Annotated in this window: 13 protein-coding genes; 11 read left to right on the top strand and 2 right to left on the bottom strand. The window is 40.0% G+C overall.

The window, feature by feature from the left end; translation table 11 throughout:
- Positions 1 to 14: 14 nt before the first annotated feature.
- On the bottom strand, positions 15 to 1,634 hold the full coding sequence (gene nadB, locus AVFI_RS10960) for an L-aspartate oxidase (RefSeq protein WP_005420727.1): 1,620 nt from the start codon (positions 1,632 to 1,634) through the stop codon (positions 15 to 17).
- Positions 1,635 to 1,946: 312 nt separating this feature from the next.
- On the opposite strand from nadB, the gene rpoE reads away from it, so the two are divergent.
- The 11 genes from rpoE (at position 1,947) to acpS (ending at position 11,200) form a co-directional block, all read left to right on the top strand.
- Entirely contained in the window at positions 1,947 to 2,525 is a 579-nt protein-coding gene (gene rpoE, locus AVFI_RS10955; protein ID WP_005420724.1) for an RNA polymerase sigma factor RpoE, read from the top strand.
- 29 nt (positions 2,526 to 2,554) lie between these two features.
- Positions 2,555 to 3,172, top strand: a complete 618-nt coding sequence (locus AVFI_RS10950) for an RseA family anti-sigma factor (protein WP_054775660.1) — start codon at positions 2,555 to 2,557, stop codon at positions 3,170 to 3,172.
- Positions 3,173 to 4,150 carry a sigma-E factor regulatory protein RseB gene (rseB, locus tag AVFI_RS10945; RefSeq protein ID WP_017019059.1) on the top strand — a complete coding sequence of 326 codons (978 nt, stop codon included), beginning with the start codon at positions 3,173 to 3,175 and terminating at the stop codon, positions 4,148 to 4,150.
- Positions 4,151 to 4,155: 5 nt separating this feature from the next.
- Entirely contained in the window at positions 4,156 to 4,641 is a 486-nt protein-coding gene (locus AVFI_RS10940; RefSeq protein ID WP_012533636.1) for a SoxR reducing system RseC family protein, read from the top strand.
- A gap of 89 nt (positions 4,642 to 4,730) precedes the next feature.
- Positions 4,731 to 6,524 (top strand): translation elongation factor 4, encoded by a 1,794-nt coding sequence (gene lepA, locus AVFI_RS10935; protein ID WP_005420718.1) that lies wholly within the window; start codon positions 4,731 to 4,733, stop codon positions 6,522 to 6,524.
- 122 nt (positions 6,525 to 6,646) lie between these two features.
- Positions 6,647 to 7,549, top strand: a complete 903-nt coding sequence (lepB, locus tag AVFI_RS10930; RefSeq protein ID WP_188863578.1) for a signal peptidase I — start codon at positions 6,647 to 6,649, stop codon at positions 7,547 to 7,549.
- A gap of 10 nt (positions 7,550 to 7,559) precedes the next feature.
- The gene (gene rnc, locus AVFI_RS10925) at positions 7,560 to 8,231 is read left to right on the top strand and encodes a ribonuclease III (protein ID WP_005420714.1); all 672 of its coding nucleotides are present in this window, start codon (positions 7,560 to 7,562) and stop codon (positions 8,229 to 8,231) included.
- Positions 8,231 to 9,199, top strand: a complete 969-nt coding sequence (gene era / locus AVFI_RS10920) for a GTPase Era (RefSeq protein WP_012533166.1) — start codon at positions 8,231 to 8,233, stop codon at positions 9,197 to 9,199. The genes rnc and era overlap by 1 nt, the downstream gene beginning before the upstream one ends.
- A 176-nt stretch (positions 9,200 to 9,375) precedes the next feature.
- The gene (recO, locus tag AVFI_RS10915) at positions 9,376 to 10,092 is read left to right on the top strand and encodes a DNA repair protein RecO (RefSeq protein ID WP_005420710.1); all 717 of its coding nucleotides are present in this window, start codon (positions 9,376 to 9,378) and stop codon (positions 10,090 to 10,092) included.
- The gene (gene pdxJ, locus AVFI_RS10910) at positions 10,089 to 10,820 is read left to right on the top strand and encodes a pyridoxine 5'-phosphate synthase (protein ID WP_017019056.1); all 732 of its coding nucleotides are present in this window, start codon (positions 10,089 to 10,091) and stop codon (positions 10,818 to 10,820) included. Before recO ends, pdxJ begins: the two co-directional genes overlap by 4 nt.
- Entirely contained in the window at positions 10,820 to 11,200 is a 381-nt protein-coding gene (acpS, locus tag AVFI_RS10905) for a holo-ACP synthase (protein ID WP_012533282.1), read from the top strand. The genes pdxJ and acpS overlap by 1 nt, the downstream gene beginning before the upstream one ends.
- Positions 11,201 to 11,257: 57 nt before the next feature.
- On the opposite strand, the gene barA is transcribed toward acpS, so the two are convergent.
- Positions 11,258 to 14,053 carry a two-component sensor histidine kinase BarA gene (gene barA / locus AVFI_RS10900; protein WP_188863577.1) on the bottom strand — a complete coding sequence of 932 codons (2,796 nt, stop codon included), beginning with the start codon at positions 14,051 to 14,053 and terminating at the stop codon, positions 11,258 to 11,260.
- Positions 14,054 to 14,057: the final 4 nt, after the last annotated feature.

The raw sequence follows: 14,057 nt of genomic DNA, 5'->3' as shown, positions 1-14,057 counted from the left end.
AACTTGGTTAGCGCTTACTTAAAGTTGGTTGGCACTAAAATAGTAGGGCCGGACTCTTCCAATGCTTCTGGGTAGTCAAGCGTATAGTGTAAACCACAACTTTCTTTACGTTTCATTGCACAACGTACCATCAATTCTGATACATCTAATAGATTTCGTAGTTCAATTAAGTTATTAGAAACTCTGAAATTACTATAATAATCATGAGTTTCTTGTTTTAGTAACTGAATACGACGCAGTGCACGCTCTAAACGTTTATCAGTACGAACGATACCCATGTAGTCCCACATGAATAGACGCAATTCGTGCCAGTTATGCTGAATAACCACTTCTTCATCAGAGCATTCAACTTGGCTTTCATCCCATGCTGGTAATGTTGGTGGTAGTTCGCGTTTATCCATATCTTTAATAATATATTCAGCCGCTGACCAAGCATATACAACACACTCTAATAATGAGTTTGATGCTAAACGGTTTGCACCATGAAGGCCGGTGTAACTTACTTCGCCAATGGCAAATAAACCATCAATATCGGTTTGGCCTTGTTTATCAACCATTACACCACCACAAGTATAGTGAGCAGCAGGCACGATAGGGATTGGCTCTTTTGTCATATCAATACCAAATGAAAGCAGTTTTTCATTAATGGTAGGGAAATGATGGTGAATGAAGTCTTCAGGCTTATGACTGATGTCTAAATACATGCAGTCTGCCCCTAAACGCTTCATTTCATAATCGATAGCTCGAGCTACAACATCACGTGGAGCAAGTTCACCACGCTCGTCGAAATCTGGCATAAAACGAGTACCATCTGGACGGCGTAAATAAGCACCTTCACCACGTAATGCTTCTGTCATTAAGAAGTTTCGTGCGTCAGGGTGGAAAAGACAGGTCGGGTGGAATTGGTTAAACTCTAAGTTAGCAACTCGACAACCAGCACGCCATGCCATTGCAATACCGTCACCTGAAGATACATCTGGGTTTGATGTATATTGGTATACTTTAGATGCACCGCCAGTGGCTAAAATAACGAATTTGGCACGAACGGTTTCAACGTGTTCTGCATCACGATTCCAAATATAAGCACCAACAACTTTATCCGCATCACCACCAATTTTATCTTCGGTGATTAAATCCAACGCATTGTGGCGTTCAAAAATAGTAATATTTGGGTGGTTAAGCACATTTTCTTGCAGTGAATTCTGCATTGCTTTACCTGTCGCATCTGCAGCATGCAAAATACGACGGTGGCTATGTCCACCTTCACGAGTTAAATGGAATTTAGGATCGGAGATATCGGTTTCTTTTTCATCATCGTGATCAAAAGGAACGCCGCCATCAATTAACCATTGAACGCAATGTTTTGCGTTTTCTGCAATAAATGTAACGACATCTCGGTCACATATGTGTGCACCTGCCACAAGGGTATCTTCAACATGTGATTCAACCGTATCACTTTCATCAAATACAGCAGCAATACCGCCTTGAGCGTAATAGGTTGAGCCTTCATTTCGAGGGCCTTTACTTAAGACGATCACCTTTCCATGTGGTGCGACTCTAAGGGCAAGAGAAAGACCAGCAGCACCACTGCCTATGACTAAAACGTCACAACTGTGTTCATTGGTTATGTTCATATATTCATCATTTTCCTGTGATAATCCGATCATTTTACCAGAATCTATCCGGTTGCGTCACATTTTGGAATGGAATCTTAAATATCAAGAATAAAAGTTCGTAAATATCAGCAAAAAGGATTTTAAAACCTCATGGATTGATATAGATATATTAAATTGATAAAAAAATGTAATAATAAAGGAACTTTCTAAGAATTAGAAACTCATACATAGTGCTCAAGTTAATCGTGGTATAGCTGGTTCATTATAAGCTATTGCGTTATGTAGACTTAATGCGCATCTAAGAAGAATAACATGGGAGTACCCGCTCCAATGAGTGAGCAGTTAACAGATCAAGTTTTAATTGAGCGTGTTCAACGTGGCGATAAACAAGCATTTAATCATCTTGTTGTAAAATATCAAAACAAAGTATGTAACCTTGTTGCTCGTTACGTAAAGAACAGTGGTGATGTGCCTGATGTAGCCCAGGAAGCGTTTATTAAAGCGTATCGTGCGTTACCAACCTTTCGTGGGGACAGTGCATTTTATACTTGGTTGTATCGCATAGCAGTCAATACAGCTAAGAATTACCTTGTTGCTCAAGGACGCAGGCCGCCAGCATCAGATGTTGATGCAGAAGAGGCGGAATATTATGAAGGGGCGAGTGCATTAAAGGAAATCACGAACCCAGAGAATTTATCGTTGTCAGAAGAGTTAAGAGAAATCGTCTTTTCAACAATTGATGGATTGCCAGAAGATTTAAAAACAGCAATTACATTACGAGAGCTAGAGGGCTTAAGTTATGAAGAAATTGCTGCTGTAATGGAGTGTCCGGTTGGTACGGTTCGTTCGCGTATTTTCCGAGCTCGTGAAGTTGTTGAGAAAAAAATCCAACCGCTAATGCAGCGTTAATTATTTCCAACGGTCAAACGGTGAAGACAATGACTGATAAAGAACAAATATCTGCGTTTATAGATAATGAAGAAATGGACAATGCGTTCATTGAATCCTTATCAAACAGTGAAAATGCAGAGACTTGGAAAAATTACCATTTAATTGGTGATGTTATGAGAGGCGATGCACCTGACAGCAAAGAATGGAATATTGCTGCCAACGTTGCTCTCGCTCTTGAGGATGAACCCGCTCATTCTATGAATGATACGGTGACGGAGTTTATGCCGTCGCAACCTACACCAAGTGAAGTAAAGAAGACATTACCTAGTTGGTTAACTCAATTTGGCCAAGTAGCCATGGCAGCCTGCTTCTCATTGGTTGTTATTGTTGGTGTTCAGCAGTATAACGGTTCAGAGCCAAGTACCATTCCTGCAAGTGGGGATATTCAAGTACTTGATACCATTCCATTTAGTGGCAGTGCTGAACCAGTGAGTTTAACGCGTGATTCATTAGTGAATAAAACCTCAAGTGAAGCGGATGTAATGGAGCAACGTAAGCGTATTAATGCGATGTTACAAGATTATGAATTACAACTTCGTTTGAATGCTCACGATGGTTCGATTGATAGAGAGCTATTAGAACAAAATTCAACATTGGCAGAATAGATGAAACGTATCCTGATCAGCTTTATTGCATTGGTCAGCTTCTTTCCAATAATGGCCTCAGCTGAAGAAAAACCTTCTGCTGAGGCTTTGTTGCATCTGATGGGAGAGGCTAGCCATAATTTAAATTATGAGCTTTCTTATATTTTAGTTAAGAAAAGTAGCATAGAACCTTTTATGTATCGTCACTCACATTCAGAGAATATGACACTGTCTCACTTAGTTTATCTTAGTGGTTCAATGCGTGAGGTTATACGTAGAAATAATGAGATCAGTTACTTAGAGCAAGGCAGCAAGCCGTTTACGATTAAATCAGAGGCGATTGTTGCGCCTATTATTCCTCTTTTGCATAAAGATATTGCGAAATTAAAGCAATATTATGATTTTGTATCGGTAGGTCGAGCAAGAGAAGCGGGTACAGCATCTCAAGTAGTGCGAATTGTTTCAAAAGACGGTAATAGATACTCTTATATTGTTTGGATTGATGAACGTAGTCATCTCCCTATGCGTACTGACTTAGTTAGTCGAGAAGGTGACATTATCGAACAGTATCGTGTGATTTCTTATACCGTAAATGACCAAATTGCGACGTATATGACACAACGATTAGGTGATGCTGAGTTACCTAAAGTAATTTCGATTCCGAGTTCAACAAATGATAAAGCGACGTGGGAAGTAACATGGATACCGAGTGGATTTAAAAATATTCACTTTAATCGTTATCGTTTAGCCATGAACCAAAGAGCGGTGGAAAGTCAGATGTATTCTGATGGTCTATTTAATTTTTCGGTTTATATCTCAGAAGCCGATAAACTCAGTCATAAAGAACAGCTTGTTCGCCAAGGTCGTCGTTCATTACATAGTTATATTAAAGGCGATTATGAAATCAGTGTTGTTGGTGACATCCCAGCATTAACAGCTAAACGTATTGCTGAATCAGTGGTTTTTAGTGAATCAAAACCAATTATTGAGGATAAGTAATCAAAATGATGACTGCATTAGCTACCGTTCTTGAAGTACAAGAAGATATTGTAGTAGTGGGATGCCAACAAAAAACAAGTTGTAACCACTGCTCATCAAAAGACTCTTGTGGAACAGGGATTGTTTCTAAAGCGCTACCTGGAAAAGTCCATCATTGGGCATTTCATACTGAGAAAAAGTTATCAGTAGGTCAATTGGTTGAAATTGGCCTACCTGAGAAGAATTTATTGCAGTCCGCTGCTATTGTTTATTTAACGCCACTTCTGTTTTTATTGCTTGGTGCGTTATTGTCTGAGTGGTTTTTAAGCCCAATGATTGGTGTTGGAGAGCTCACAACAATTGTTGTATCGACTTTATTTTCCCTTGGTGGTTACCAATTAGCAAAAAGACTTTCTCATCATATTGAGCAAAAAACAGAACAACAAGTTAGCTTACTTAGAGTGCTAGGAGAGCCACTTTCCGACACAAACTTGGGAAATGCTGCACGATAAGATAGCGACTTGCTCAGAAATTGGGTAGAATCCCACAACTTGATCTCACGATCCAATCCTATTAACTAATTGAGTTTGTCACATCATTCATGAAGCACATTCGTAATTTTTCTATTATTGCCCATATCGATCACGGTAAATCGACACTATCTGACCGCCTAATCCAAGTTTGTGGTGGCCTGTCAGACCGTGAAATGGCAGCGCAAGTTCTTGATTCAATGGATCTAGAACGTGAACGTGGTATCACTATTAAAGCCCAGAGTGTGACGCTCGACTATACGGCTAAAGATGGTGAGACTTATCAACTAAACTTTATCGACACACCTGGACACGTTGACTTCTCTTACGAAGTATCGCGTTCACTTGCTGCCTGTGAAGGTGCGCTATTGGTTGTCGATGCGGGTCAAGGTGTAGAAGCACAGACTCTAGCAAACTGTTACACAGCTATAGAAATGGACCTAGAAGTAGTGCCAATCTTAAACAAGATTGACTTACCTGCGGCAGATCCAGATCGTGTAGCTGAAGAAATCGAAGAGATCGTTGGTATTGATGCAACAGACGCAACGCGCTGTTCAGCAAAAACGGGTTTAGGTGTTGATGAAGTTCTTGAAACTATCGTTAAATCTATTCCTGCACCAGAAGGTGATCCTGACGCACCAACACAAGCACTTATTATCGACTCATGGTTCGATAACTACTTAGGTGTTGTTTCTTTAGTTCGAATTAAAAATGGTTCACTGAAGAAAAATGACAAGATCAAAGTAATGAGCACTGGCCAAGTTTGGGGTATCGACCGTATTGGTATCTTCACTCCAAAACAAATCGATACTGATGTGTTGAATACTGGCGAAGTTGGTTGGGTTGTTTGTGGTATCAAAGATATTCTTGGTGCTCCTGTAGGTGATACATTGACACACGCGAAAGGCGGGTGTGAAGAGCGTCTACCTGGCTTCCAAAAAGTAAAACCACAAGTATATGCAGGTTTATTCCCTGTATCTTCTGATGATTATGAAAACTTCCGTGATGCTCTTGGTAAATTAAGCCTAAACGATGCATCACTTTTCTATGAACCAGAAAGTTCAGCGGCACTTGGTTTTGGTTTCCGTTGTGGCTTCCTTGGTATGCTTCACATGGAAATCATTCAAGAGCGTCTCGAGCGTGAATACGATCTTGATCTCATCACTACAGCACCAACAGTAGTTTACGAAGTGGTACTAAATAACGGCGATTTACTGTACGTAGATAGTCCATCAAAACTGCCAGCAGTTAACGATTTAGATGAAATTCGTGAACCAATTGCTCGTTGTAACATCTTAGTACCAGCAGATTATTTAGGTAACGTAATTAGTCTATGTGTTGAAAAACGTGGTGTACAAGTTGATATGGTTTATCACGGTAACCAAGTTGCACTAACTTACGATATTCCAATGTCTGAAGTTGTTTTGGACTTCTTTGACCGTCTGAAATCGACATCTCGTGGTTATGCATCACTGGATTACAACTTCCAGCGTTACGAAGCATCAAACATGGTTCGCGTAGACGTATTAATCAATGGTGATCGAGTAGATGCATTAGCTATCATTACTCACCATGATAATGCACAAGGTCGCGGTCGTCTGTTGGTTGAGAAGATGAAAGAATTCATCCCTCGCCAAATGTTTGATATCGCGATTCAAGCAGCAATTGGTGCTCACATTATTGCGCGTTCAACAGTTAAGCAACTACGTAAAAACGTAATTGCAAAATGTTACGGTGGTGATATTAGCCGTAAGAAAAAACTGTTGAAGAAGCAAAAAGAAGGTAAGAAACGTATGAAGCAGATTGGTAATGTTGAATTACCACAAGAAGCTTTCCTTGCGATTCTTCATGTAGGTAAAGATTAATTTTCTGATTTCTGAATCTTCAGAGTTCTGTAAATTTAAGCTTTATTACAACTCAAAGAAAGCGATGATCCATGGTCTTCGCTTTCTTTGTTATGCAACACTTAACAACCGAAGGGAATGTAATGGCTAACACTTTTTCACTGATATTGGTTCTAGTAACCCTGTTTACTGGTGTTATTTGGGCAATTGATAAATTCGTATGGGCACCAAAGCGTAAGCAAAAAATTGCAGCAGCACGTGAACAAGCGAATGGACAAGTTGATGAGGCGACACTTGAAAAAGTAGCCCCACAACCAGCGTGGATTGAGCAGTCTGTCTCTATTTTTCCTGTAATTGGTATTGTTTTAGTGTTGCGCTCATTTATTTATGAGCCGTTCCAGATCCCATCCGGTTCGATGATGCCGACGTTATTGGTGGGTGATTTTATCTTGGTTGAAAAATTCTCTTATGGAATTAAAGACCCTGTTTGGCGTTCACAACTTGTAGAAACGGGTAAACCTGAGCGTGGTGATATTGTGGTATTTAAATACCCACCACAACCAAATATCGACTATATTAAACGTGTAGTTGGTGAACCTGGTGATACGGTTATCTATAGCTCATCTAAGCAATTGTGTGTGAAACCAAAAGGCGAAAGCCAATGTAACATCATTCCATTAACGAATATGAAAGACAGTGAATTCATGCAAGATCGCACTAATTTAGTTCAATATACTGAGCAATTAGCGAAAGATACAACGCATGATATTTTGGTTAACCCTATGCGTTCAGATCGTGTGTCGATGTATCAACCTCGACCTGGTTACAACGAATGGGTAGTACCAGAAGGTAACTACTTTGTGATGGGTGACAATCGTGACAACAGCGCTGACAGTCGTTATTGGGGATTTGTTCCTGAAACGAACTTGGTTGGTAAAGCGGTCGGGATCTGGATCAGCTTTGAATTTGACCGTGGTAGCGATAGCATGCTGCCTTCCTTTATTCCTACTGGTGTTCGTTTTAATCGCATCGGTGGCATAGACTGATTAAAAATATATGAATTCTTCACTACAACGCTTAGAAAAGAAAATTGGCTATCAATTTAAAGATGAAAGTTTTCTTAAGTTAGCACTGACTCACCGTAGCGCTAATGGTACACACAATGAACGTCTAGAGTTTTTAGGCGACTCGATTTTGAGTTTTGTTGTTGCAGATGATTTGTACCACCGTTTCCCTAAAGTGGATGAAGGTGATATGAGTCGTATGCGTGCAACATTAGTTCGTGGTCATACATTAGCAGAGCTTGGTCGTGAGTTTCAGCTAGGTGATTACCTATACTTAGGCCCTGGCGAATTGAAAAGCGGTGGTTTCCGTCGTGACTCTATTTTAGCGGATGCGGTAGAAGCAATTATCGGTGCTATCTATTTAGATAGTGATACTGAAACAGTACGTGGCATTATTTTATCTTGGTATAACACTCGCCTTGAATCAATTGAACCTGGCGTATCTCAAAAAGACCCGAAAACACGTCTTCAAGAGTACTTACAAGGTCGTCGTAAGCCATTACCAACGTACACAGTAACTAAAATTAAAGGTGAAGCTCATAATCAAGAGTTCACTATTGAATGTATCGTGGCTGGCTTGGATAAGCCGGTTATCGGAAAAGGAAGCAGTCGCCGCAAGGCAGAACAGTCGGCTGCTGACATTGCATTAGGACAACTTAACTAATGTCAGATGAAAAAGAATTTGATTTAGACGCGTATTTCGCATCAGAAGGAAAGTCAGAAGCAGTAAGTGACAACCAACATTGTGGTTTCATTGCTATTGTTGGCCGCCCAAACGTAGGTAAATCAACGCTTCTTAACCAAATTTTAGGTCAGAAGATTTCGATTACTTCACGTAAACCTCAGACGACTCGTCACCGTATTATGGGTGTTGATACTGATGGCGATTATCAAGCGATTTATGTTGATACTCCGGGCCTTCATATCGAAGAAAAACGAGCAATTAACCGTTTAATGAACCGTGCTGCAAACTCATCGTTAAGTGATGTGAATTTAGTATTATTCCTTGTGGATGGTACTCACTGGACTCCTGACGATGAAATGGTTCTAAACAAACTGAAAAAATCTGAATTCCCAACAGTATTGTTAGTGAATAAAGTTGATAACGTTAAAGATAAAAAAGACGTTATGACTCACTTACAAGAGATGACGGAGAAAATGGATTTTGTTGATGTTGTGCCAATTTCAGCAAAAACAGGTTCTAACGTAGATGTGGTTCATAAGTTAGTTCGTGAGCACTTGCCTAAAGCGGTTCACCACTTCCCTGAGGAATACGTAACGGACCGTTCTCAACGTTTCATGGCATCAGAAATTATTCGTGAAAAATTGATGCGTTTTACTGGTGAAGAATTGCCTTATTCAGTAACCGTTGAAATTGAGCGTTTTGATTACAATCCAAAAATGGATGGTTTCCACATCAATGGTTTGATCCTTGTTGAGCGCCATGGCCAGAAGAAAATGGTTATCGGTAAGAACGGTGAAAAGATCAAAACTATTGGCCGCGAAGCTCGAATCGATATGGAAGGTTTATTTGACCGTAAAGTGTATTTAGAGCTTTGGGTTAAAGTGAAATCTGGATGGGCTGATGATGAGCGAGCACTTCGTTCTCTAGGTTACATCGACGATTTATAATTTCTAGAAACTAGAAACTAGAAACTATAAGAGCGAGAGCAGGATCCCGAATAACTTAATCAGATTATTTTAAGTTGTTTGGGATTTTTTGTTATAACGAAAGAGATCTTTTATAGTCTCTAGAAGCAAAGCTTTATCGTTAGCGAAGCGTATAGTTAATTAAATGGGTAAGAAACGTGGAAGAAGGCTTACAACGCTGTTTTGTCCTGCACCGTAGACCATATAGTGAAAGCAGTCTAATTTTAGATGTGTTTAGCGAAGAGTATGGCCGTTTATCTATTATATCCAAAGGGGCGAGAAGTAAGCGCTCTAATTTAAAAGGTGTACTACAAGCCTTTACCCCATTGCTGATGAAATGGTCAGGTAAAGGATCCATGCGTACGCTGCGACAAGCTGAAACCATCAGCTTAGGCATTCCTCTTACTGGCATTAATCTTTACTCAGCAATGTACATCAATGAATTATTGGTGCGAGTTGTAGAGCAAGAAACCCCATATCCAGCCCTTTTTCTTGATTACCTCACCGCTTTAACTGAATTAGCTCAGAGTACCAACCCAGAACCCGCACTACGACGTTTTGAATTGGCTTTATTATCAGCAATGGGTTACGGCGTTGATTTCTTACATTGTGCAGGCAGTGGTGAAATGGTCTCTCCTGAAATGACTTATCGTTACCGTGAGCAACAAGGTTTCATGGCGTCCATTCGTCATGACCCTTTAATGAGCTTTAAAGGTAATGAGCTTATTGCCATTAGTGAGCGACGATTTACCACACCAGAACAATTAAAAGCGGCAAAACGCTTTACACGTATAGCCTTAAAGCCGTATCTTGGCGGTAAGCCCCTAAAAAGTAGGGAACTGTTTCTTCCTAGAACAAGGAGTATTCTAAAATGAGTTCAATTTTACTTGGCGTTAATATCGATCACGTAGCAACCCTTCGAAATGCGCGAGGTACTAAATATCCGGATCCTGTACACGCAGCAGAAATCGCTGAGCGTGCTGGTGCTGCAGGTATTACGATTCACCTACGTGAAGATCGCCGTCATATTAAAGATCGAGATGTACGTATTCTGCGTGAAACGCTGCAAACTCGAATGAATTTAGAAATGGCTGTTACAGATGAAATGGTTGGGATCGCTTTAGAAACCAAGCCTGAATTTGTTTGTCTTGTTCCTGAAAAACGTGAAGAGTTAACAACAGAAGGTGGCCTGAATGTGTCAGGTCAGCTAGAAAAAGTGAAAGCTGCAACTCAAAAGCTAACAGAGGCGGGCATTAAGGTATCTTTGTTTATTGATGCTGATAAAGAGCAAATTGATGCGGCTGTTGAGTGTGGTGCTCCTTTCATCGAACTTCATACAGGTGCTTATGCTGATGCTGAAACAGAAGAAGCACAGCAAGATGAGCTGAAGAAGATAGCAGCTGGTGCAAGCTATGCAGCAAGTAAAGGGCTTATTGTAAATGCTGGTCATGGTTTGACTTATCATAATGTAGAAGCCATTGCTGCACTGCCTGAGATTTACGAGCTAAACATTGGTCACTCAATTATGGGACGAGCGATGTTTGATGGTTTAGAAAAGGCGGTTTCGGATATGCACCGTATTATGCTAGGTGCTCGTAAGTAATGGCAATTGTTGGTTTAGGTACTGACATTGCAGAGATTGAAAGGGTTGAGAAGGCCCTTTCACGCTCAGGAGATGCATTTGCAGAACGTATTTTAAGTCAGTCTGAATTTGAAATATATCAAGAGTTAAAACAGAAAGGGCGGTTTTTAGCTAAGCGTTTTGCTGCTAAAGAAGCGGCATCAAAAGCATTAGGCACTGGCATTGCTCATGGTGTTACTTTTCATGATTTTACGATTTCAAATGATGAAAATGGAAAACCAATGTTAACCTTGTCAGGAAAGGCGTTAGAGCTTTCCCAAAAAAGTCATATTGCGAATATTCATCTTACTATTTCTGATGAACGTCATTATGCAGTAGCAACCGTAATCTTCGAATCTTAAAATAAAACCAACCTAACTTACGGTTAGATTGGTTTTATCATTTAATCAGACGTTCAGTTATTTATTGCTTAATAGCAGGTTTGCATCTTTAGTTACTTTTTCCATTTCATCTTGCAGCTCAAACAGCTCTGGTTCAATATCTGAGATAGTTTGATGTTGTCGTAATGACGTTTCAATTAAATTACAAAGTTGCTTCAAGCGTGGGACACCACAATATGAGCTACTGCCATGTAGCTTATGAATATAATGGCAAAGTTCTTCTTCAGAAATATCACTTTCTAACGCCTTATCAATCCATTCGTTTACTTCAGGAATGAAGTCGATCAACATCTGTAGCATTTCTTGTGCAAGGTCTTCTTTACCTGCTGATTGTTTTAATGCCGCTTCCCAATCGATACTGCCCATGACTTTATCATTGGCTTCTTCGACATGAAGTTCAGGGATTGCATCCGCTAATATTGTGATTTTTTCAACGTCGCTGTTGTCCGTTAATGGACTCCAGTGAATGATCACTTGTTGTAAAACATGCTCTTCGATTGGCTTAGTTAAGTAGTCATCCATGCCTTCGCTAATTAAGCGTTCACGCTCACCTTCCATCGCATGTGCAGTAACAGCAACAACTGGTGTTTGTGCGTTTAGTGCTGTTTTACGTATTTCTTTACATGCCATTACCCCATCCATTTTAGGCATTTGAATGTCCATAAGAATAATGTCGAAGTGCTGTTCTGTGGCTTGTTGAACCGCATCTAAACCATTATCACAGGTAATAACGGTTTCTACTTGCTCACTTAATAGTGCTGAAATCAGTTTCAAGTTAGCTGGGTTATCATCAACAGCCATGACTTTAATTGGTAATTTTTGCTCTTCAGAAGCATGAGCCATTAAATCAGGCAACTCAGGAACGGGTTGCAGATCTTTCTCAACAAGTAGAGCGTCTAAGAGTTTTTTCTTCGCAAACGGTTTAGATAGACACGTAATATGCGAGAACTGGTTTAGTTCGTCAGTTAAAGCAAGCTCGGTACTTGGTAGACCAACGATGATCGTTGAGCAGTTAGCTGAAAGTTGAGATGTCATCTCTTGGATCGTTTCAATACTCGGTTTTGAGTTCGAGCTTAAACTGATCAACGCGTAGTCATGTGGCTCGATAATTTCAGGTAGTGTTGAGCGATAAGTAACAAAGACACCATGACTAATAAATTGTTGCTGCAAAATAGAAGCCGATTGCATATTTGGTTCGATAAGTAACAGCTTTTTCTTCTCTAGCTGAGTAATGTCATGATCATTCAGCATAGGTAGATCTGTTGGGTTCATTCTGATCGTAAACCAGAAGGTAGAACCTTGGTGCAGACGGCTACTTAAGCCTATCTCACCACCCATTTGAGAAATTAGTTTTTGGGTAATAACAAGGCCTAAACCTGTACCACCGTAATGACGAGAAATACTGGCATCTGCTTGGCTAAATGCTTGGAAAAGTTGCGCTTGTTGGCGTTCAGAAATACCAATGCCGGTGTCACGAACCACAAACTGCAGGTCAACGTAATCATCAGTTAAGTGTTTTAACTCAACCGAGATATCAATGTTGCCTTTTTCGGTAAACTTAATCGCATTACCTACTAAGTTATTGAGAACCTGTTGAATACGTAGTGGATCGCCGATTAAACCAGATGGTACACGTTGATCAATTTTTAGGGTGATCTCTAATCCTTTCTCGTGAGCACTTGGTGCTAATAAACTAACAACTTCATCAAGACTATCTTGGAAATCAAATGGTAGGTTTTCTAATAGTAATTTACCCGCTTCCAGTTTAGAGAAGTCTAAAATATCGTTGATGATTGTCAGTAAGTTATTCGCTGAACGTTCAATCGTTTGTAGATAATCCTGCTGGTTCTCAGACAATGAGGTTTTTAGCATTTGTCGAGTAAAACCAATTACACCATTAAGCGGTGTTCTTAACTCGTGTGACATGTTTGCCAAGAATTCAGATTTCACACGAGCGGCTTCTTGAGCACGTTTTTTCGCAATATCTAACTCAACGTTTTGAATCTCTAACTGTTCTAAGGTTTCTCGAAGATCAGAGGTTGCTTGGTCGATACTTTGTTGCATTTCGACATGGTATTCAGATAGTGAGATAGCCATGGCGTTGATACCATTTTTTAGGGTATCTAATTCACCATGCAGTTTATTTTCAATACGAACATCTAAGTGGCCACGGCGGATCCTATCAACCACACTTACCATGTGTGAGATAGGTTGAGTCACATCTTGCATTAAACGATAAGCAAAGATACCGGATAGACCTAAACCTAAAGCAAGAACGAGTAACGCAGAGAATATCTCTTGGTATTGCTGTAAGCGTAAGCTAGAAAGATCAAGTTCAATGGCGATATAACCTAATGGCTCATTGATATGAGATGAGTCGAAATTAGCTGAGAACTTACCTTCAGGAAGAATAGGGGTTCTTAAAATCAGAGATTCTTCTTGAAAGGAAATATCAAGAAGTAATGGAATGGGTTTATCTTTAGGAAACGTTAAGCTTTCAAAGTTTGGATGGAAGTTAGAAGTAACAAAAAGCTCATGATGCTCATCAAATACGGCAATACTACGAACAATATTGGAATGCTTTCTGTGAGCGTAACTAATTAAACGACGAACCGCTTCTCGGTTTTTTCCTGTCATTCCGTATTCACTAGAGATAGCAAGAGGTTCAATAATACTTGTGCCACTAGAGATTAATTGATTCTCTAAGTCATTGTATCGGTTCATGGTAAAGAAACCACTCAGCAGTAACCCGATAATTAATGTAGGCGCTAATGTTAGCGTTATGACTCGTGCACGTAGGCCGTATTTTTTCATATAA

This window comes from Aliivibrio fischeri ATCC 7744 = JCM 18803 = DSM 507 (genome assembly GCF_023983475.1).
Lineage (GTDB): Bacteria > Pseudomonadota > Gammaproteobacteria > Enterobacterales > Vibrionaceae > Aliivibrio > Aliivibrio fischeri.
This window is presented reverse-complemented; position numbering and strand designations above follow the sequence as displayed.

Coding starts and splice junctions, on each gene's coding strand:
- AVFI_RS10940 (WP_012533636.1), top strand. CDS start 4,156: ATGATGACTGCATTAGCTACCGTTCTTGAAGTACAAGAAGATATTGTA.
- lepA (WP_005420718.1), top strand. CDS start 4,731: ATGAAGCACATTCGTAATTTTTCTATTATTGCCCATATCGATCACGGT.
- AVFI_RS10950 (WP_054775660.1), top strand. CDS start 2,555: ATGACTGATAAAGAACAAATATCTGCGTTTATAGATAATGAAGAAATG.
- rnc (WP_005420714.1), top strand. CDS start 7,560: ATGAATTCTTCACTACAACGCTTAGAAAAGAAAATTGGCTATCAATTT.
- lepB (WP_188863578.1), top strand. CDS start 6,647: ATGGCTAACACTTTTTCACTGATATTGGTTCTAGTAACCCTGTTTACT.
- era (WP_012533166.1), top strand. CDS start 8,231: ATGTCAGATGAAAAAGAATTTGATTTAGACGCGTATTTCGCATCAGAA.
- rseB (WP_017019059.1), top strand. CDS start 3,173: ATGAAACGTATCCTGATCAGCTTTATTGCATTGGTCAGCTTCTTTCCA.
- pdxJ (WP_017019056.1), top strand. CDS start 10,089: ATGAGTTCAATTTTACTTGGCGTTAATATCGATCACGTAGCAACCCTT.
- nadB (WP_005420727.1), bottom strand. CDS start 1,634: ATGAACATAACCAATGAACACAGTTGTGACGTTTTAGTCATAGGCAGT.
- acpS (WP_012533282.1), top strand. CDS start 10,820: ATGGCAATTGTTGGTTTAGGTACTGACATTGCAGAGATTGAAAGGGTT.
- barA (WP_188863577.1), bottom strand. CDS start 14,053: ATGAAAAAATACGGCCTACGTGCACGAGTCATAACGCTAACATTAGCG.
- rpoE (WP_005420724.1), top strand. CDS start 1,947: ATGAGTGAGCAGTTAACAGATCAAGTTTTAATTGAGCGTGTTCAACGT.